The following is an 18,503-nucleotide window of genomic DNA, read 5'->3' as shown; positions in this document are numbered from 1 at the left end:
CAGCCACGTGCGGACCCTCCGCGGTCCGTGCGGCACGAGAAGGAAGACTCGAACATGTTCCGACGCAACAACTTGACCGCCCTCGCCCTCACCGTGTGTCTCTTCGGCGGTCCGGTGGTCGGCCAGGCCGCCGCGGATACCGTGCCGGTGGCGCAGAAGGGGTCGACCGCGGCCTCGAAGACATCCTTTCCCTCCGTCCGGTCGCAGATCGTGGCCAACGCCAACAGGGCTCTGACGAAGCCGACGAAGTACAGGACGTCGAAGAAGGGTTCGGTCCGGCTCAGCAAGCCGAAGAGCGGGAGCAACTACCTGGGTGGCAAGAACCTGAACGAGTACAACAACTTCAACGGCGACCCGTGGTGCGGCTACTTCGCCGCGGCCATGTGGGGCAAGCGAGGTGTGCCGAGCAGCTACGCGTCCTCGCAGGCCTGGCGCGGGCTGGGAAGCCGTTACCACGCGTACAACGTCAACAGGCTGCCGCAGCCCGGTGATGTGCTGGTGTGGACCAACAAGGGCGATCGGGCCCACGGTCACGTCGGAGTCGTCGTCGGGGTGAAGGGGCGGACGGTCACCACCATCGAGGGCAACACCGGTGCGGGCGACGACAGTGTCACTCGCAAGGTCTACAACTGGGGCAATCGAGGACCTGCCCTCCCCGGCAAGACCTTCCGCGGCTCCGCGTCTCCACGGTAGTCACGCCGGGGGCCTGCCCCCGGGGCGGCCCCACCACTCGCACCCGCTGTGGATCGACTGACACCGGTGCATCCTGTGGAGGTCGCCGTAGCTCTCCCGTCCCCATGTCTCGGGTCACCCGGCGGTCGTGGCCGCTCGGTGACCGAGTCCGTCCCGCCTGCGTTCGCCGCGGCGGCCGTCCCGGGATCGGCGCGGCAGGGGCGCGGGACACGGACTGTCCGACACGGGCGCGCGGTGCGGCGCGCGCCCCGGAACGACGGCCGGTGCCGCCCCGAACGGGCGGCACCGGCCGTCGTCGTGTGCGCGTGTACCGGCGCCCCCGCGCCCCGCGCCGGGAAATCGGTCGCTTTCGTCCGGAGTCCAGGGAATCCTCACCAGCCACCCGGACCCCCGCGTTGATACAGACGATACGGTGATTGCGTCGGTGGTCGCGCGAATACGGTGGAGCGGCCTGCCCGGATGGACTTGGGGGAATTCGTGACGTTCGAGCAAGAATGGGCTGAACTGCGCGCGGCCGCGGCCCAGCGGACCGCCATGCAGATCGACCACATCCCGGCCGACGGCGGCGGCGGAGGCGGTGGCAGCGGGGACCTGGTGGTCAATGTCGACGAGCTCGGCGCCATCGGCAACGACGCCTACGGCCTGCGGAACCGGCTGACGAAGGAGGGCAACATCGCCCGTGATTCGACGGCCGACGCGGCGACGGCGCTGACCAGCGGGAACTTCACGTGCGGTTCCGCTGTGCTGAAGGTGCACGACGCCTGGCAGGACCACCTGAAGACGCTGCTGGATTCCTGTGCGCAGATCTCGAACCACCTCGATTACACCAAGGCCCAGCACGCCAAGGACGAGGCGAAGATCGACGGGGATCTGACGAAGATATCCGTGCTCACGGAATACATGAACTAGGGCTCGGGGGAGCACGCACATGCTGAAGTACGAGGACATAGTCGACGCCCCGGTGGCGAAGTTGAAGGCCGCCGCCGACGACTGGTCGGAGATGGCGGGAAAGCTGGACAAGCTCGCCGCCGACGCCACCAGTGGGATGAAGGCCAAGGCGGACGGGGCGTCCTGGGAGGGCGTCAACGCGGGGGTCACCAAGGAGTTCATCGGCAAGACGGCCAAGGAGTTCTCGGACGCCGCAGCCGAGGCCAAGGGCGTGAAGGCGGTCCTTGAAGACGGCTGCGCGGCCATCAAGAAGGCCAAGGACGAGCTGGTCGCCATCAGGGACCACGACGGTCCTGCGGCCGGCGTCACGGTGGACGGCAGCGGCAAGGTCGCGGCGCGGCACCCGGTGTCTGAAATCACCGGCCAGCATCACGACCCCGACTTCCCCGACCTGCTGCGGCGGGAGAGGGAGAACATCGCGTCCTGGCAGAAGAAGATCGACCTCATCGTCGACAACTGCAACGACGACGACCTCGCCTTCAAGAACTCCCTCGACGCCAACTTCGGTGACCGCAAGGACTTCAGTGCCCCGAAGTACACGAAGCTGGACCAGGAGGAGGCGGACCGCGCCGCCGCCCTGGCGGCCAAGGGCCGGGACATCACGCACACCGAGCTTCAGCAGCTCAACGAGCTTCTGAAGGACAACAGTTCGTCGGTGGAGTTCTCCAAGGACTTCTACCAGAAGCTCGGCCCCGAGAAGTCGCTCGCGTTCTTCGGCCAGCTCTCCACGGACACGTACGAGTACGGCAAGGTCGACCCGGAGCGCCTCAAGGACGTCCAGGAGCTCCAGAAGAACCTCGGCCTCAACCTGGCCACCGCCTCGCACGACAAGGAGTTCACCGACAAGTGGGGCCCGGAGCTCCGCAAGTTGGGTACGGAGCGCGTTCCGCTGGCCAAGAACGACTACAACGGGCCGTTCGGATACCAGCTGCTCGGCGGGATCATGCGGTACGGGAACTACGACGCGAAGTTCCTCAACCCGATCGCCGAGCACGTGGCGCAGCTGCACCAGAAGGACCCGTACATGTTCGCCGACAACAAGGTGGTGAACAGCCCGTTCAAGAACCCGTTCAACCCCCCCGGTGAGAACGGGGCCGGATACGACCCGGTCTCCGCCATGCTGGAGGCGCTCGGCAACAGCCCCGACGCGGCGAAGCACTTCTTCGCGGACGACCCGACGGCCTACAACGAGGACGGCACGGTCAACACCGGCGCCACGGCCAACCTCGGCAAGGGCATCGACAACTACCTCGACTTCTTCGGCAACGAGAAGTACGAATCCTTCCCCGACGTCAACTCGCTGGACGAGAAGGAGCTCAAGGCGTCACTCGACCAGATGCCCGACGCCCTCGGCCACGCCCTGGAGGCGGCGACCCTCGGCTACCCGGACGGGCAGCCGGACGCGAGTGTGGTGCGGGACGAGGACAACGTCAAGGTCATGCAGAAGGTCATAGAGAAGTACGCCGCGGACCCGAAGCTGCTCAAGGACAACGCGGCGATGTCCGACAGCCTGGGCACCATGGGTGCCGGCTACATCAACGACATCAACTGGGCGCTGGACAAGAACGACTCGGGCAGCGTCTTCGCTCCGGGTGAGGGCAAGGGCGCGCACCTGGACTTCGGGGACACCGCGGACGGGAACGGGCGAAGTGTGGTCCGGGGCTTCCTCAGCACTCTTGGCCAGCACCCGGACGCCTACGCGACGGTTTCCACGGCGGAACAGGCCTACACCACCAGCGCCCTGGAACAGACGGTGGGTTCGGACGGAAAGATTCACGAGGGCGCCGCCAGGGCGACCGTGCGCGTGGGTGCCGAGGTGCAGGGCATGCTCGACCAGTCCCGGGCCGACCAGGTGGAGGCGACCAACCTCAAGACCCACGAGGAGTACGAGAAGGCGGTCGCCAAGCGCTCGGGCTGGGTCGAGTTTGGCGCCGCGGCGGGCGTCGCCGCGGGCGTCGCCTTTCTGCCCGCGACCGCAGCCGTCGGCGCGGCCGCTGTGCTCATCCCGCTGGCGACCGACACCGCCAGTGGTGCCGTCGAACAGGTCATGGGCCAGATGGTCGGCGACTTCTCCGACAACTCGGTGGATGCGAACGCGGACAAGCTGGATGACCTCACCCGGGAGGAGAAGACCAAGATCTACGCCGGCGGTGAGAGCATGGCCGAGACTCCGACGGAGGGGTTCTTGGGTCGGCACGGTTATAAGGACGACGACACCTTCGCGCAGGACCTGAAGGAATCGATGTTGATCGGCTACGGGGTCGGCAACGACCGGGAGAACCAGCAGGGCAACGACCCGGAGACCGACTGAGGCCAGTGAACGGCCCGGTAGGCGAAGCGTGCGGACAGTGATCAGCCGCAGCTCAGCACGTGAAGCGTGTCGCTGCGGTCATGGTCGGCGCGCTGTCTCCGGTAGTCACCTGCTGAGGACGAGACGAGGACGCCGCCACGAAAGTGGTTGACGATTGCGTGGCGGAGGGCGGCTCTTCCTCAGGAGGGGCCGCCCGGCGGCGCAGGACAACGCGTCGGACGGGTCCGGTGGTTCCGGTGTGGGGCGTGAGGCTCAGCCCTGAGCGGCGCAGAAGGGCGGAGCACCGTTGGAGTTGTTCGCGAACAGCGCTGCGGACATGAACAGTGAATTTCGCCAGAACATGATGGAGACCGTGAGGCTCGGCCGTTCGACCGGAGACCACCGGGAGAAGCGACAGAGCGGGCTCCGGAAGCGGGCTGACGAGTAGATGGGTACTGGTGGAGGGATGAGGATCGTGGGACTGGTGCGGGCAAGGCGCCTTACTGCCGCTGTGGGGTTGGTCGCGGCTCTGGGAGCCGGCGTGGTGGCCTGCGGCTCGGACGGGGAGGAGGGCAAGGGCACCGGTGACCCCTATGTGAGTGCCGACAAGGTCTGCGGCGGCCTGTTCGAAGGGCCACTGGCGAAGAAGCTCGAAACGGTCACGGCGACGACCGAGTTCTTCGACAAGAGCGACGAAGGCATGGAAAAGGTCGTGAAAGCGCTGAAGGACGGATACGAGTCCGGACACAGCTGGGGCCGGGAGGCGAATCTGTGCGCGTTCAGCCACGAGGGGGCCAAGGTCAATGAGACCGCTGAGCTCAGCTTCTTCATGTACGCACCAGAGGACGTCAAGGACCTTCGCACCGCGTCCGGCACGGAGTTGTACACCATGGGGAAGAGGTCTGAGGCGAGGGGTGCCGGAGCGTCGATCTTCTTGGAATGCGTGAGTCCTCAGCTGAAGGGATCGAGCGAGGAGCCCCTGCGCATCCATGGGAGCTTCTCGAACAAGTCGGGCGCTGCGAACACCCGCGAGAACCGGGACGCCAATGTGGAGATCCTCCATGCCGGCGCCCTTTCCGTGGTGAAGAAGCTCGGCTGCGAGGACAACGCAGGGCTGCCGGAAAATCCCGTCCTCACGACGAAGTAGATGGAGAGCCCATGTTGAGGAGGACCTGCGTCGGCTCGATGACCGCCGTGGCTCTGCTGGCCGGGGCCACCGGCTGTGGCGGAGATGAGGACCCGGCTGCGAAAGCGGCCGACAAGGCGGTGGCGGGGACGGAACTCTGCGGCGGCAACGCCATGTCCGCCGACGCGGCCAAGGCGCTGAAGGTGATCACGGGGGAGTCGCGGCTGGAGGCTTCGGCGAAGGAGTACTCGATCGCGAAGGCCGCGAGCGCCCTGCAGGATAAATTCATCACCGAGAGCATGGGCAGCACGGGGACATCTGTCGTGTCTTCACGCCCGTCGGTACGCCCGAGATCCAGCTCAGGATCACCTGGAATCTGGCACGCGACGCCCCGACGGGCAAGATGGGCTCGGAGTACACCGAGTTGAAGATGGGCGAGGCAGCCTGGACCACGCCCGACAAAGCGCTCATCGAGTTCGCGTGCCGGAGCGACAAGCTCGCCGGGTCGAATCCGGCCCACATCTCCGTCGAGGTGATGCGCTGGGGCATGCCCAAGGACATCGATGACGAGAACGGGGCGTTGAAGGACGCCTACGCGACCGTGACCCACTCCATCTCCGTTGCCATGGCCAAGGAGTTGGGCTGCGCGGAGAACGCCGGGCTCCCCGCGCAGGTCGTGCTGGATCAGGCGTAGCCGCTGACGCAGGCGGAGATGACAGTGATCAGGGGCGGCCCTTCCTGTACGCAGGAGGGGCCGCCTGCTGTATGCGGTACCCCTGCCCCTGCCGGGCCGGGGTGTCCGGGTCGGAGTGCGGGGCTCAGCCTTGGGCGGCGTAGGTGACGAAGTCGCGCCAGGCGGTGGGGGAGAGGGTGAGTTCGGGGCTGCGCTGGTCCTTGGAGTCGCGGACGTGGATCGCCTGCGCTCCCTCGGCCACCTCGACACAGTCGTCACCCTGCGAGCCGCTGAAGCTGCTCTTGAACCAAGCTCGTTCGGCGAAGCTGTTCATAGCGCTCCTCGCGGTTGCTTCAGCAGGGCCCTGGAGTCCTTGGGGTGGAAGGGTTCAGTTCTGGGCGGCGTAGGTGACGAAGTCGCGCCAGGCGGTGGGGGAGAGGGTGAGCTCGGGGCTGCGCTGGTCTTTGGAGTCGCGGACGTGGATCGCCTGCGCTCCCTCGGCCACCTCGACGCAGCTGTCTCCTTGGGAGCCGCTGTAGCTGCTCTTGAACCAGGCCAGTTCGGTCGTGCTCATAGCGTTCCTCGCAATCGCTTCAACAGGCCCAGGGAGTCTTCGGGGGACAGAGCCTGTGAGCGCAGTTTCGCATACCGTTGCTGGAGCAGACTGATCTCTTTCGGGCTGGTGATGAGCCGCCCGTTCTGTTGCCCCTCGGAGTAGGCGAACCACCGGTTCTCCGGTGTCTCAGCCAGCTGCAGTGGACCGTCCAGGCCCGCGTGTGATGGCTGCCGCAGCGGCATCACCTGAATCTCTACGTTCCAGTTCTGCTTGATCAACTCGATCAGCCTGTCCAACTGCTCTCGCGTGACCGACTCGCCGCCCGTCCAACGCTCCAGTACTGCCTGTTCCACGATGAAGTTGAACGCGGTGGGCGGCTTTCGCGCCACCGCCAGCAGCTCCTGCCTCGCAAGACGAAGCGCGACTCGCTCTTCCAGTTCGTCCGGGTGGGGTAGTGGCGGCACGTCAAGTGACACCGCACGGGCATACGCTTCGGTCTGCAACAGACCCGGCAGAACTCGACACTCGTACGTGTACAGACTGATTGCCGTCTTCTCCAGGCGCGCCCACTGCCGGAACCAACTGGCCAGCCCCGCTTGCCGCGACAGATGCGGTACGGCTTTCCGCAACGCACCCGTGTTCCCGAACACCGGCTCCGCGCCCTCCACGAAGTCGACGTCCGGCATCCGGCGGCCCTGTTCGATGGAGGCGACCGTGTGCTTGGAGAAGCCCACCCGGTCGGCGAACTCCTCGCGGGTGAGGCCACTGTGCTCACGCAGGGCCTGGACGAACGCACCGAAGGTACGCAGGCTGTCCGAGGCCCCCGGTTCGGCACCCGCACCTCCCCCTGCCGGTCCCGCAGTCTCGTCGTCCGTGTTCTCGTAGGCCACCGCTGGCCACCTTTCGCGCGCACCCGCCCCGCCGTACCGCTTCCGACTGTGCTGTACCTCCACGCGAGACCGCCACCGAGCGTGTGCGTGGGACGTCACAGCGTACGCGGGGCGGGGACGGTGAATCCTGGGGTTCGCCCGAAGCGGGATGAGGGTGTGGTGTGCCCCGACGCCCCCTTGGCCTCCGGAACTCGGGCCCCGAAGCTCGGGTTTCGGGTCTTGGGATTCGAGCGTCGCTGTCCCTGCTGTCACTCGTCCGGGGGATCGGAATGGGTGCGCGGTCCGACGCTTGAGCTTCGGGATTCGGGGGTCGAGACGCGGGGTTCGGGATTCGAGCGGTGTTGTTCATCCGGGAGGTAGGTAGGGGGGTTTGGGGAAACCCTCCCTACCTCCCCACCCCGTCACGGCCAGCAAGTATGACTAATGGTGAGCGAGTTGCGGCGGAGAGTCACGCCTGCTTACGGTGCCCCCAATGAAACGACCCCGACCGGTGTAACAGCACCAGGCCGGGGTCTTACCCAAGATCGCAACCATTAGAAAGACGATCTCGTGGCTACCCAGCACCTTAGCTCCGCCCCGCCCGCGCCCGCAGCTTCCCGCCCGTACCGCAAGGCGCGTACCGGCTACGGCAAGCGGTCCGTCCCCGGCCAAGCCCACCCCCACAGCGGCGACTTCGCCTTCCTGCCGGAGCGCGAGCGGTATGTCGCCGGGTACGTCGACCGCCTGCCCGAAGGTGCTGCCATGGACATCAAGTCGCTGGCCAAGGACCTGCCAGTGTGCGGCCAGATGGCCATCGGCACCGCCCTGCGCGCGCTCGGTCTCGCCGGGCACCTGCGGCGGGTGCGCACCCGAGCGCAGGGCGTCGGCCAGTGCCGGTGGGTGACGCTCACCTACTGGTCCCGCACCGCACGCGACAACGAGTGGTGGACCACCTTCCTGGCGCGTGTCGATGCCGCGCCGGAGCAGGCGCCCGGCGGTGCCCCGGCCGAGCCCCCGGCCGTCGAGCCCTCAGTCGCCGAGGCCGTCGCCGAACCGGTCACCGAACCCGTTGCCGAGGTACGCCCCGCCGCCCCGGCACCGGAGGCGTTCGTACCCCGGCAGCGCGCCGAGGAACCGCTGCCGGAGCGGCAGCCAGAGGCGCCTGCCCCGGCGTCCCCCGGACCTGTCCCGCCGGTGCCCCCGGTCGAGGGGTACGGGCCGGTCGAAGCCGTCGCCCCCGCTGTCGCGGAACCGTCGCCCGCCTATCTGGCCTTGGTTCAACTCAGCCTGAAAGACGATCGTTTGCCGCTCTCCGAGGAGGACTGCGTCGTCCTGGAACCGCTCGCCGCCGAGTGGCTCGGACGCGGTTACGGCGCCGAGCACCTGATCTCCGCGCTCACGGCCGGGCTTCCCGCGCGCGTCGACTCGCCCGCCGGCCTGGTGCGCAACCGCCTCACCAAGAAGATGCCGCCCCGACTGCCCATGGCCCCCGCCCCGGCCCCGGCGTCGGTAGCGGCCCGGACCTCCGGCCTGCCCGGCACTCCGGTACGCGGTCTCCTGGTCGAGTGCACCGAGTGCGGCCGACCGGGCCGGGCGGAGGCGCTCCCGGACGGTCTCTGCGGCCCCTGCCGCCGTACGGGGGACCAGAGCCCGGAACCGGCCGGTGCGGCGGCCCCGGAGCGGAAGGAACGCGATGTTTCGTCCATGGTCGCGAATCTGCGGAACCTGATGCGGACCCCCTGATGCGGACCCCCTGATGCGGCCCCCTGATGCGAATCCCTGAAGCGAACTCCCCGACGGCGAGCGGCTGAAGGCGCGCCCCGGCGTCCTCGCCCGGGGGCGCGTACCGGCCGCCCGGGGGTGCGTACGCCGAGGTGGAGTACGCGCGTCGCCGCTGGTGGAGGGGGGGCGAGCGGCGCCATCGTGGGGGCATGACTCCACCGCTCGTCCCCGCGACCGGCCACGTGCCGCTCGCCGGCCGGATGCTCGTACAGCGCTTCAGCTCCACCCCGCGCGGCGCGCGCCTCGCCCGTCGGCTCGTGCTGCACCAACTCGACCTCTGGGGCCTGCCGTACGGCAGTGAGGCATCGGACACCGCGGCTCAGCTCGTGGCGGAGCTCACCGCCAACGCCGTCACGCACGGCCGCGTCTCCGGGCGGGACTTCGAGATCGCCGTGGACATCACCACCAGTGCCACCGGCACCACTGGCACCACCGGCGCAGAGAGAGGCGGCCGGACAACCCTGCGCATCGCGGTGTCCGACGCCCGGGGCGAACTCAGGCCCCCCGCAGCGGACATGCCGCCCCCGTTGATGCCGCGCCTGGCGGAGAGCGGCCGGGGCATGCTCCTTGTGCGGGCGCTCGCCGACCGGTGGGACGTCATCGACCGCCCACCCGTCGGCAAGACGGTCGTGGCCGAGCTGGACCTGCCGCCGGGCGTCGGCCAAGGGGCCTGAGGGAACCCGGCAGCCGCCGCACCAGGGCCCCGAAGGTCCCGTGGCGGCGGCTGCCGCCCCTCCGGTGGCCCCGGCGGGTCACACCGTCCTGATCGCCGGGTCCGAGACGCCCGGGGCGCCGGTCTCCACGTGACCGGCGAACCGGCGCAGGAAAGTGGCGTCGGCGTCCGAGACGACCGTGACGTCGTACCAGCGGGAGGCCGCCCGCAGGTCGAGCGTGGGGGTGACGGTCGCGCCCGGCTTGACCTTGAAGGTCTGGGCCGCCCCGCCGTAGGCGTTGGTCACCGTCAGGTTCACGGCCGTCGGGCCGGAGTTGGTCAGGGTGAGCTTCAGGTTCCCGCCCGCCGCCACGTGGCGTGCGGTGACCTCGGGGCCGGGCTTGGCCGCCGGGCCGCGCCAGGTGCGCAGGAAGCCGTTGGGGCCCCAGACCGTGAGGTCGATCCGGTTGCCGGTGGAGGCGCTGGTGCTCCAGGTGTCCGAGAGGGTCTTGCCCGCCTCGACGGTGTACGGCCAGGGGCCGTCCGTGCGGTTGCCCGAGGTGCTGTGGAAGTGGGCGCCGAGGGTGGGGCCGCCGGAGAAGGTCAGGGTGAACTTGCCGGTGGAGACCGTGGCCCGGCCGTCCACGTACGGGCTGTAGCCGAGGGCGCGGGTCGGCTTCGAGCCCGCCTCCTGCTTCGGGAGGGCGCCCGTGGCCGGCGGGGTCGGGTGGAAGGACGGGTGACGGTTCTTGTCCGCCGGTACGTATCCGTCCGTGGAGGGAAGCGCGGCGGGGGCCTTGTCTGCCTTGGTGAAGTCGAACGCGGAGGTCAGGTCACCGCAGACGGCGCGGCGCCACGGCGAGATGTTGGGCTCGCGCACCCCGAAGCGCTTCTCCATGAAGCGGATCACCGAGGTGTGGTCGAAGGTCTCGGAGCAGACGTAACCGCCCTTGCTCCACGGCGAGACCACGATCATCGGCACGCGCGGACCGAGACCGAACGGGCCCGCCGCGTAGTCCGTACCACCCGCGTACAGGTCCTTCGACACGTCCGCCGTGGACAGGCCCCAGGCGGAGGAGGCGGGCGGGTACGGCGGCACGACGTGATCGAAGAAGCCGTCGTTCTCGTCGTAGGTGATGAACAGGGCGGTCTTCGCCCACACCGCGGGGTTCGAGGTCAGCGCGTCCAGGACCTGCGAGATGTACCAGGCGCCGAAGTTCGTCGGCCAGTTCGCGTGCTCGCTGAAGGCCTCGGGGGCGGCGATCCAGGAGACCTTCGGGAGGGTCCCGGCGGCAACGTCCGCGCGCAACCGGTCGAAGTACGTGCCGCCCGACTTCACGTCGGTGCCGGTGCGGGCCTTCTCGTAGAGCGGGCTGCCGGGCTGGGCGTCCCGGTAACTGTTGAAGTAGAGCAGGGAGTTGTCGCCGTAGTTGCCGCGGAAGGCGTCGTTGATCCAGCCCCAGGACCCGGCGGCGTCCAGGCCGTCGCCGATGTCCTGGTAGATCTTCCAGGAGACCCCCGCCGACTCCAGCCGCTCGGGATACGTCTTCCAGCCGTAACCGGCCTCCTGGTTGCCGAGGACCGGGCCGCCGCCCGTACCGTCGTTGCCGGTGTGGCCCGACCACAGGTAGTAGCGGTTCGGGTCGGTGGCTCCGATGAACGAGCAGTGGTAGGCGTCGCACACGGTGAACGCGTCGGCGAGCGCGTAGTGGAACGGGATGTCGTTCCGGGTCATGTGCGACATGGTGGTGGCCGTCTTGGCCGGCACCCACTTGTCGTACTTCCCCTTGTTGTACGCCTGCTGGCCGCCCGCCCAGTCGTGGTTCAGCCCCTCCAGGAACTGCATCCCGAGGTCGTCCACCTGCGGGTTGAACGGAAGGACGTCCTTCGTGCCGTCGGACTGGTGGAAGACGGACTTCCCGTTGTCCTGGAGCACCGGCCGGGGGTCCCCGAAGCCTCGCACCCCCTTCATCGCACCGAAGTAGTGATCGAAGGATCGATTCTCCTGCATCAGTACGACGATGTGCTCGATGTCCTGGATGGTTCCGGTACTGCCCTGCGCCGGAATGGCGGCGGCCCTCGCGATGCTCTCGTTCAGCATCGTGAGGGCCGCGGTACCTCCGGCGATCTGCAAGAACCTGCGGCGGTCCAGCTCTGTCATGGGTGACGACCTCGGGGGTGAGGGGGGACGGGGGTGAGGGGCGCCCCAAGGACAGCGGTCCCCCTTTACGCGACGGGGGCGGGTTCGTGACGTGACGGCGTACACCCGGCGAACGGACAGCCCGTCGTCGCGGGGCGGATCGCCGTGGGCGCCGGACCGTCCGCCGGTGCCTGCCGAGTACCCGTCGGAGGGCTCGGTTCACCGCATTTGAACCGCCGCCCGGCTGCCGCTCGCCGATTCCGGCACTCCGCTCGTCCACGCCGTCCGCCGCAGGGGCGGTCAGCAGCGGTCAGGATGCGTCGGCGGAGATGCCCCCGCCAAGTCGTATCCCCTCTATCCGAAGTTCGCCTGCCTCGGACGCCGACCCCGCGAGCGCCCGCCCGACGCCTCGTCCGGCGCGTCGCCGTTCCGATCTTCAGCGCCCGGCGCGGCGAACGACTCCCGGCAGTGCGCGAGGAGTTCGCGCAGCGCCGGGCTCTTGGTGGGAGCGGAGACCAGGGCCAGTACGGCAGGGGTGTCCGCGTCGGTGAGGGGTACGGTCACCAGCCCCGGCCGCCGGGCCACCATGGACGCGGAGAGCACCGCCGCCCCCAGCCCGCGCTCCGCGAGCCGCATCACCGCGGCCGGTGCGGCGGCCCCCAGGGTCACCGTGGGCGTGAGCCCCCGGGCGGCCGTGACCTGGTCCAGCACGGTCCGGATGCCGGTGCCCGGGGGCAGGCAGATGAGGGAATGGGCGCACAGCTCGGCGAGGGTGACCCCGTCGGCAGCCCGGGCGGCGAGCGGATGCCCGGGCGGTACCGCCGCGACGATCGGCTCGCTGATCACCTCGTGTCCGTCCAGGTCGCCCGGCGCCCGGCCCGCCACGCCGATCAGCGCGAGATCGACGTCCCCCTCGCGGACCCGCTCGACCAGCCGGGCGGAGTCGTCCTCGACGAGACCGATCTCGACGCCCGGGTGCGCCAGATGGAAGGTGGACAGCGCCTCGAAGAGCGGCTCCACCGTGCACGCTGTCACCATGCCGACGGCGAGCCGGCCCCGGACCAGCCCGTTCATCTCGTCCACCGCGTGCCGCAGCGCTTCCACCGCGTCGAGCACCGCGCGCGCGTGTCCGAAGGCCACCTCGCCCACGGCGGTCAGACCGGCGCTGCGGCCCGAGCGGTCGATGAGGGTGGCGCCGAGATCGTGCTCCAGCTGACGGATCTGGGCGCTGATCCCGGGCTGACTGATGTGCACACGCTCGGCTGCCCGGGTGAAGTTGGACTCTTCGGCCACGGCGAGAAAGTACTTCAGCTGTCTGAGTTCCATAACCTTTGATTATAGGGGAGGTTGAGATGATTGATTGGACTTCTTCCGCTTCTCCGAAGGACCATGAGAAGGCAGAGATCACGTACCGGAAAGGAACGTTGTGTCCGAGAACGAGAAGGCCCTGAAGCCGGAGGACCTCACCCGCCTCTTCGTGGAGCGCGCCAACGCGGGGGACGCCGCCGGACTCGCGGCGCTCTACGAGGAGGACGCGGTGATGGCGTACCCGCCCGGCAGCACCACGGTCGGCCGGGAGGCCATCCGGCAGCTGTGGGAGCAAGTTCTGTCCCACGCGCCCAAGTTCGAGGCGGAGGAGCCGCTCCCGACCCTCGTCATCGGTGACATCGCGCTGACCTCCACGCCCCCGAAGGACGGTTCCGGCGCCCGTGCCCAGGTGGTCCGGCGCCAGGCGGACGGAAGCTGGCTGCGCATCATCGACCAGCCGGAGTTCCGTCCGCCGGCCGGCTGAGGGTCATGTGCGAGGGGGGTGAAGTCAACTCCCCTCCACCACCGCGGACGTGCCAAGGGCCGCCCGGTGTTCCGTACGAGCGTGGGCCCGGCGTACCGCCGGGCCCATCGCCGTACCGGCGGCCAGGAAGAGCCCGCCGAGCACCAGCCAGCCGGTGAAGCCCCAGGACAGGATCAGCGTGGTGAGCAGCAGCGGCCCGATCAGCCGTGCGACGGCCGTCCCGGCGCCGTAGAAGCCCTGGTACTGGCCCTGCTTGTCGGCGGGAGCGAGCCCGAAGCCGATCTCCCACGAGCCGGAGCCGAGCAGCATCTCGCCGAGGACCTGGATCACGGCCGCCGCCAGCAGGAGGCCGCCCGCCGCCCACGCCGAGGTGCCCAGGGACGAGCACGCGAAGGCCAGGCAGGCCAGCAGCAGGACGTACCCGGCGTGCCGCACCGACCGGGACGCCGAGTCGAGGCCGGTCACCCGGGACGCGATCCGTACCTGGAAGAGCACCACGCTCACGGTGTTGACCACCAGCAGCGCGGAGACCGTCCACCCCGGAGCCTCCGTGCGCTGCACGATCCAGAGCGGCAATGCCACGCTCAGCAGCGGCATGTAGAGCAGCATGACCATGTTGAGCAGGGACACCACGGCGTACGGCCGGTCCCGCAGGACCGCCAACCTGCGTTCGCCCGTGCGTTGTTCGGCGCCTTCCGTTCCCCCCGGTGCCGGCAGGCGGTACAGCATCACCGCCGCGGCCACGAAGCTGAGCGCGTCCAGCGCCAGCGCGGCCACGTACGCGCCCTCGGTGTCGAGTTGCAGGGCGACTCCGCCGAGCGCCGCACCGAGGGCGAGACCCGCGTTCACCGTCGACTGGAGATGGGCGCGGGTCTCCGTACGCCGCGCCGGCTCGACCAGCGCAGCCAGCAGGGCCTGCCGGGCCGCCGCGAGACCGCACTGGGCGCAGGCGTACACGCACACCGCGACCAGGAACGCCGGGTAGGCCCGTACGAGGAGGAAGGAGGCGACCGCCGCCCCGGTGACCAGGGACATCAGGACCGCGATGCCGCGCGGGCCGCGCCGGTCCGCGAGGTGTCCGAGCGGCACCCCGGCCACCGCCCCGAGTGCCCAGCCCAGCGTGAGCGCGGCGCCGATCGCGGTGGGGGAGAGCCCGACGACACGGTTGAAGTAGAGCGCCGAGACCACGTAATAGGCGCCGTCGCCCACCGAGTTGGTGAGCTGGGCCAGGGCGAGCTTTCTCGGCGCGCCCTCCGGGGGGATGATCCGGCTCATGCGCATGTGGTTCCTCTCCGTTGCCGCCCGGTCGTGGCGCGCGTCGCGGTGAAGTCTGCGCCGCGGAGCGGCCGGGCGACACCGAATTGGAGGGGGAACTCGGTTCACCGGAGGCCGAGTCGGGCGGAAGGAGGCGCCTCGGGGACCGCCTTCGGCTCCCGCGCACCCTGGAAGTCGGCCGCCCGGATCAGCAGCAGGGACACCACGCCGCCCACCAGCGCGAGGGAGGCGGAGAGGGTGAGGAGGGTGTTCAGCCCGTCGACGTACCCCGTCACCGCGAGCCGCTCGACGGTGCCCCGCTGCGCCTCGGGGACCAGCGCCGCGGCCCGGTCGATCTCGCCGCCCCGTACGAGGGAGACGATCCGGTCCACGCGGTCACCGGCCCCCGGTACGCCCGCCAGGCCGTCGCGCACCCGGTTGCCGATGATGACGGCGAAGGTGGAACCCAGCACCGCGACCCCGGCGCTCACCCCGAGCTGCCGGAACGTACCGCTGATGCCCGAGGCCATTCCGGAGCGGGAGAAGTCCACGACCCCCACGGCGGTGGAGGCGAGCGGCGGGTTCACCAGCCCGGCGCCGAACCCGCCCAGCACCAGCCCGGGGAGGAAGTGCTCCCAGCCGGAGCGTGCGCCGACCCCGCCCATCAGCAGCAGACCGGCGCCGACCAGGAGCAGCCCGACGCCGATCAGGAAGCGGGGCTGGACCCTGGCGCCGAGACGGCCCGCGAGCAGCGAGGCGAGGAGCATCGCCAGCGAGGAGGCCAGCAGACGCACGCCCGTCTCCAGCGAGGAGTACCGGAGCACCTCCTGGAAGTGCACGGCGAGGAAGAGGAACATCGCGAACAGCGAGCCGTTCATCGCGAACGCCGCGACGGACCCGCCGACGAAGGTCGGGATACGGAACAGCCGCAGCTCGAACATCGGCTCCGCCACCCGCGCCTCGACGAGGAGGAAGGCCGCCAGCAGCACCCCGCCCACGGCGAGGAAGGCGAGCGCGCGGGAGTCGCTCCAGCCGTCCTCGCCCGCGCGGATCAGGCCGTAGCCGAGGGCCGCGAGCCCCGAGGTCAGCAGGGCGAACCCGGGCAGGTCGAGCCGGCGGGCGAACGGTGAGCGGGACTCGTCCACCCGCAGCACGACGATCAGTGCGACCAGGACGCCGATCGGCACGTTGACCAGGAAGACGCCCCGCCAGCTGATGCCGCTGGAGATCAGCCCCCCGGCGACCGGTCCGACCGCGGAGGCGAGTCCGGTGACCATGCCCCACACACCGAACGCCGTGCCGCGCTCCCGGCCCTCGAAACTGCCCGCGAGCAGCGCCAGCCCGGTCGCGAACATCACCGAGCCGCCCATGCCCTGGAAGATCCGGGCGAGGACCAGCGTCAGCGGGGACTGCGCCAGGCCGCACAGCAGGGAGGCGAGCGTGAAGAGGACGACACCGAGGGCGTAGAGGCGGCGGCGCCCGAACCGGTCGGCGAGGGTCCCGCTCGTCAGCAGCAGGGCCGCGAGCGCGAGGGCGTATCCGTCGATCACCCACTGGAGGTCCGAGAACCCGGCGTTCAGGTCCTCCTGCACGTCGGGCATGACGACGTAGACGATGGTGGTGTCCAGCAGGAGCATGAACGTCCCGCCGCACACCCCCAGCAGCGTCCACCACTTCTTCTGCATCTGCGCTCCTTCTGCTCGTCGGGCGGACGGAAAGCGCCGCCGGACGGGAATCCGGCGGCGCTCTCTCTCCCCTCGTTCATGCTCGCGAGCGGGGCGTCAGAAGTCCAAGAGCTGGTTTTTCGCGATGACCGAACCTCTGCTTATGGTGGACGGTTCCGGGAGAGGCCGTGGAGTGCACCGGCTCAGCCGAAGCGTCCGTTGACGTAGTCGGCCGTACGCGCGTCCCGTGGAGAGGCGAACATCGCCTGGGTGTCGCCGTGTTCGACGATGAGGCCGGGCGTGCCCTGCGAGGCGAGGAAGAACGCGCAGGTGTCCGAGACGCGGGCGGCCTGCTGCATGTTGTGGGTGACGATGACGATGGTCACCTCCGACTTCAGCTCGGCGATCGTCTCCTCGATACGCCGCGTGGACGTCGGGTCGAGCGCGGAGCACGGCTCGTCCATCAGCAGCACGCGGGGGCGCACCGCGAGGGAGCGGGCGATGCACAGGCGCTGCTGCTGGCCGCCGGAGAGCGCGCCGCCGGGCTGGCGCAGCCGGTCCTTGACCTCACGCCACAGCCCCGCCTTGGTCAGGCACTCCTCCACCAGGTCGTCCCGGGCGTCCCGGCCGGCCTTGATGGCGTTGAGCTTGAGGCCCGCCAGGACGTTGTCGTACAGCGACATCGCTGGGAACGGGTTGGGCTTCTGGAACACCATGCCGATGTTGCGGCGGGCCTGCGTGATGCGGCGGCCCCGGTCGTAGATGTCGTCGCCGTCGAGCAGCACCCGGCCGGCCAGTGAGGCCGAACCGATCAGCTCGTGCATCCGGTTGAGGATGCGCAGGAACGTCGACTTGCCGCAGCCGGACGGGCCGATGAGGGCGGTGACCTGGCGGGCGGGCATGGTCAGCGAGACCCGGTCCAGGACCTTGTGGTCCCCGAACCACGCGGAGATCTCGTCGGCCTCCAGGGTGGCGGGCCCCTGACCGCGGATCACGCGCGGCTGCACGAGGGTGTCGGTGAACTCGTCGCGGTCGGCTGCTGCGCCGGTCGTGTCGGTGGTGGTCATGGTGACTCCAGAAGGTACGGCGAGATGGTCTGCGCGAAGGTGAACGGGTTCGTCGTCAGAGGAGGTTGGGCAGCAGGGCGGTCAACGCCCCCGCGTCCGCGATGCCGAGGGCGGCGAGCAGCGGTGCCCCGCAGGCCCAGGTCTGCCAGCGGCCCCAGACCCGGTACGCCGCCACCGTGAGCAGGGCCGCCACGAGCAGGGCCTGGGTCCACAGGAACACCTGGAGCCACGAGTCGCCCTCGCCCTTCAGCGCCTGCTCGGACTCGGCGATCCAGCCGGTACGCAGCACCCGCGGCGGGCTCGGCTGGACGGGCGTGACGAGCTTGGCGTCGACGCGAAGGATGCCGGAGGGCGTGTACGGCCCGCCGGTCGCGGTGATCAGGGTGAGCCGGCCCTCGCCGGAGGCGAGCGGGGCGGGGAGCGGATCGCCCGCCCGCCGGATGCCGGTCACCTCGTAACTGACCTTCGCCTGGCCGGTGGTCACGTCGATCCGGGAGCCGGTCGGCAGGTTGTGCAGGTCACCGAAGGGCCCGCCGTACCCCCACTGCCGGCCCATCACGATGGAGGTGCCCGCCTGGCCGGGCAACGGGGTGTCGCGGCGGTGGCCCGGACCGGACATCAGCACGGTCGAGGTGGTGCCCTCGGCGACGACCTCCTCCAGATCGAGGACCGGGATGCGCAGCAGCGCGACGGGGACGCCGGGTTCGAGCGCCTTGCCGTCGAAGGTCTGCTGGCCCACCGGGGCCGTACCCAGGGCGAGTTGCTCCCGCAGGTCGTCGTGGGCGACCTGCTGGTCACGGGCGTGCTGGAGGTGGCCGACGACCGTGAGGTTCGCGGCGAACCCGAACAGCACGGCGGCGAGCACGCACAGGGCGGCGCCGGTCAGGGCGAGACCGGGCCGGGAGGGTGCCGCGTCGGGCGCCGCGGCCGGGCGGGGCGGCTTCTGGTCGGGCGGTGCGGCCGGGGGCGGCGGTGCGAGCACGGACACGATGGGTGC

General features: G+C 69.8%; 18 protein-coding genes. 8 read left to right on the top strand and 10 right to left on the bottom strand.

Features of this window, described 5'->3' with window-relative positions; genetic code table 11:
- The first annotated feature begins 54 nt into the window (after nt 1-54).
- From ACWCWD_RS15590 to ACWCWD_RS15575, 4 genes are all read left to right on the top strand, one after another.
- Nucleotides 55-693, top strand: coding sequence for a CHAP domain-containing protein (locus tag ACWCWD_RS15590; protein WP_450773246.1), 639 nt, complete (start codon nt 55-57; stop codon nt 691-693).
- A gap of 477 nt (nt 694-1,170) precedes the next feature.
- A complete protein-coding gene (locus ACWCWD_RS15585) occupies nt 1,171-1,602 on the top strand; it encodes a hypothetical protein (protein ID WP_450773244.1) in 432 nt (143 codons plus the stop codon).
- Between the two features lie 19 nt (nt 1,603-1,621).
- On the top strand, nt 1,622-3,952 hold the full coding sequence (locus ACWCWD_RS15580) for a hypothetical protein (RefSeq protein WP_450773242.1): 2,331 nt from the start codon (nt 1,622-1,624) through the stop codon (nt 3,950-3,952).
- A 445-nt stretch (nt 3,953-4,397) separates the two neighbouring features.
- On the top strand, nt 4,398-5,078 hold the full coding sequence (locus tag ACWCWD_RS15575; protein ID WP_450773241.1) for a hypothetical protein: 681 nt from the start codon (nt 4,398-4,400) through the stop codon (nt 5,076-5,078).
- Here ACWCWD_RS15575 and ACWCWD_RS15570 read toward each other — a convergent pair.
- Entirely contained in the window at nt 5,065-5,367 is a 303-nt protein-coding gene (locus ACWCWD_RS15570) for a hypothetical protein (RefSeq protein ID WP_450773240.1), read from the bottom strand. The two genes, ACWCWD_RS15575 and ACWCWD_RS15570, sit on opposite strands and share 14 nt — an antisense overlap.
- Before the next feature lie 120 nt (nt 5,368-5,487).
- On the opposite strand from ACWCWD_RS15570, the gene ACWCWD_RS15565 reads away from it, so the two are divergent.
- Nucleotides 5,488-5,751 (top strand): hypothetical protein, encoded by a 264-nt coding sequence (locus tag ACWCWD_RS15565; RefSeq protein WP_450773239.1) that lies wholly within the window; start codon nt 5,488-5,490, stop codon nt 5,749-5,751.
- Nucleotides 5,752-5,875: 124 nt separating this feature from the next.
- Here the strand turns inward: ACWCWD_RS15565 and ACWCWD_RS15560 are convergent, their stop codons facing one another.
- Genes ACWCWD_RS15560 through ACWCWD_RS15550 form a run of 3 tightly spaced genes read right to left on the bottom strand, consistent with a single transcriptional unit; the run spans nt 5,876 to nt 7,176 of the window.
- Nucleotides 5,876-6,064: a DUF397 domain-containing protein gene (locus ACWCWD_RS15560; RefSeq protein WP_450773238.1), complete on the bottom strand. Its 189-nt coding sequence runs from the start codon at nt 6,062-6,064 to the stop codon at nt 5,876-5,878.
- A 54-nt stretch (nt 6,065-6,118) separates the two neighbouring features.
- The gene (locus tag ACWCWD_RS15555) at nt 6,119-6,304 is read right to left on the bottom strand and encodes a DUF397 domain-containing protein (RefSeq protein ID WP_450773237.1); all 186 of its coding nucleotides are present in this window, start codon (nt 6,302-6,304) and stop codon (nt 6,119-6,121) included.
- Nucleotides 6,301-7,176 (bottom strand): helix-turn-helix domain-containing protein, encoded by an 876-nt coding sequence (locus tag ACWCWD_RS15550; protein ID WP_450773235.1) that lies wholly within the window; start codon nt 7,174-7,176, stop codon nt 6,301-6,303. The genes ACWCWD_RS15555 and ACWCWD_RS15550 overlap by 4 nt, the downstream gene beginning before the upstream one ends.
- Nucleotides 7,177-7,725: 549 nt before the next feature.
- Between ACWCWD_RS15550 and ACWCWD_RS15545 the strand changes: the two genes are divergently transcribed.
- Together ACWCWD_RS15545 and ACWCWD_RS15540 are read left to right on the top strand one after the other, a co-directional pair.
- On the top strand, nt 7,726-8,898 hold the full coding sequence (locus tag ACWCWD_RS15545; RefSeq protein ID WP_450773234.1) for a MarR family transcriptional regulator: 1,173 nt from the start codon (nt 7,726-7,728) through the stop codon (nt 8,896-8,898).
- A gap of 188 nt (nt 8,899-9,086) precedes the next feature.
- Complete coding sequence (locus ACWCWD_RS15540; protein WP_450773232.1) at nt 9,087-9,611, top strand: ATP-binding protein; 525 nt, start codon at nt 9,087-9,089, stop codon at nt 9,609-9,611.
- Nucleotides 9,612-9,689: 78 nt separating this feature from the next.
- On the opposite strand, the gene ACWCWD_RS15535 is transcribed toward ACWCWD_RS15540, so the two are convergent.
- Both ACWCWD_RS15535 and ACWCWD_RS15530 read right to left on the bottom strand, forming a co-directional pair.
- On the bottom strand, nt 9,690-11,750 hold the full coding sequence (locus tag ACWCWD_RS15535; protein ID WP_450773231.1) for a phosphocholine-specific phospholipase C: 2,061 nt from the start codon (nt 11,748-11,750) through the stop codon (nt 9,690-9,692).
- 333 nt (nt 11,751-12,083) lie between these two features.
- Nucleotides 12,084-13,055, bottom strand: coding sequence for a LysR family transcriptional regulator (locus tag ACWCWD_RS15530; RefSeq protein WP_450773230.1), 972 nt, complete (start codon nt 13,053-13,055; stop codon nt 12,084-12,086).
- A 100-nt stretch (nt 13,056-13,155) separates the two neighbouring features.
- On the opposite strand from ACWCWD_RS15530, the gene ACWCWD_RS15525 reads away from it, so the two are divergent.
- Nucleotides 13,156-13,521 carry a YybH family protein gene (locus tag ACWCWD_RS15525; RefSeq protein WP_450773229.1) on the top strand — a complete coding sequence of 122 codons (366 nt, stop codon included), beginning with the start codon at nt 13,156-13,158 and terminating at the stop codon, nt 13,519-13,521.
- A 24-nt stretch (nt 13,522-13,545) separates the two neighbouring features.
- On the opposite strand, the gene ACWCWD_RS15520 is transcribed toward ACWCWD_RS15525, so the two are convergent.
- From ACWCWD_RS15520 to ACWCWD_RS15505, 4 genes are all read right to left on the bottom strand, one after another.
- Nucleotides 13,546-14,796 carry an MFS transporter gene (locus ACWCWD_RS15520; RefSeq protein ID WP_450773227.1) on the bottom strand — a complete coding sequence of 417 codons (1,251 nt, stop codon included), beginning with the start codon at nt 14,794-14,796 and terminating at the stop codon, nt 13,546-13,548.
- Nucleotides 14,797-14,900: 104 nt separating this feature from the next.
- Complete coding sequence (locus ACWCWD_RS15515; protein WP_450773226.1) at nt 14,901-16,460, bottom strand: MFS transporter; 1,560 nt, start codon at nt 16,458-16,460, stop codon at nt 14,901-14,903.
- A 182-nt stretch (nt 16,461-16,642) separates the two neighbouring features.
- Complete coding sequence (locus ACWCWD_RS15510) at nt 16,643-17,506, bottom strand: phosphate ABC transporter ATP-binding protein (protein WP_450773225.1); 864 nt, start codon at nt 17,504-17,506, stop codon at nt 16,643-16,645.
- A 55-nt stretch (nt 17,507-17,561) separates the two neighbouring features.
- Complete coding sequence (locus ACWCWD_RS15505; RefSeq protein WP_450773223.1) at nt 17,562-18,494, bottom strand: sortase; 933 nt, start codon at nt 18,492-18,494, stop codon at nt 17,562-17,564.
- Between the last annotated feature and the right edge of the window lie 9 nt (nt 18,495-18,503).

The sequence above is a fragment of the Streptomyces sp. NPDC001493 genome, from assembly GCF_053597235.1.
Note: the sequence above shows the minus strand (reverse complement) of the source record. Positions and strands in the feature narration are given on the sequence as shown.

Bases quoted from the DNA above. Each gene is read 5' to 3' on its own strand.
- ACWCWD_RS15535 (WP_450773231.1), bottom strand. From the start codon at position 11,750: ATGACAGAGCTGGACCGCCGCAGGTTCTTGCAGATCGCCGGAGGTACC.
- ACWCWD_RS15555 (WP_450773237.1), bottom strand. From the start codon at position 6,304: ATGAGCACGACCGAACTGGCCTGGTTCAAGAGCAGCTACAGCGGCTCC.
- ACWCWD_RS15510 (WP_450773225.1), bottom strand. From the start codon at position 17,506: ATGACCACCACCGACACGACCGGCGCAGCAGCCGACCGCGACGAGTTC.
- ACWCWD_RS15520 (WP_450773227.1), bottom strand. From the start codon at position 14,796: ATGAGCCGGATCATCCCCCCGGAGGGCGCGCCGAGAAAGCTCGCCCTG.
- ACWCWD_RS15560 (WP_450773238.1), bottom strand. From the start codon at position 6,064: ATGAACAGCTTCGCCGAACGAGCTTGGTTCAAGAGCAGCTTCAGCGGC.
- ACWCWD_RS15540 (WP_450773232.1), top strand. From the start codon at position 9,087: ATGACTCCACCGCTCGTCCCCGCGACCGGCCACGTGCCGCTCGCCGGC.
- ACWCWD_RS15580 (WP_450773242.1), top strand. From the start codon at position 1,622: ATGCTGAAGTACGAGGACATAGTCGACGCCCCGGTGGCGAAGTTGAAG.
- ACWCWD_RS15575 (WP_450773241.1), top strand. From the start codon at position 4,398: ATGAGGATCGTGGGACTGGTGCGGGCAAGGCGCCTTACTGCCGCTGTG.
- ACWCWD_RS15565 (WP_450773239.1), top strand. From the start codon at position 5,488: ATGGGCGAGGCAGCCTGGACCACGCCCGACAAAGCGCTCATCGAGTTC.
- ACWCWD_RS15590 (WP_450773246.1), top strand. From the start codon at position 55: ATGTTCCGACGCAACAACTTGACCGCCCTCGCCCTCACCGTGTGTCTC.
- ACWCWD_RS15530 (WP_450773230.1), bottom strand. From the start codon at position 13,055: ATGGAACTCAGACAGCTGAAGTACTTTCTCGCCGTGGCCGAAGAGTCC.
- ACWCWD_RS15515 (WP_450773226.1), bottom strand. From the start codon at position 16,460: ATGCAGAAGAAGTGGTGGACGCTGCTGGGGGTGTGCGGCGGGACGTTC.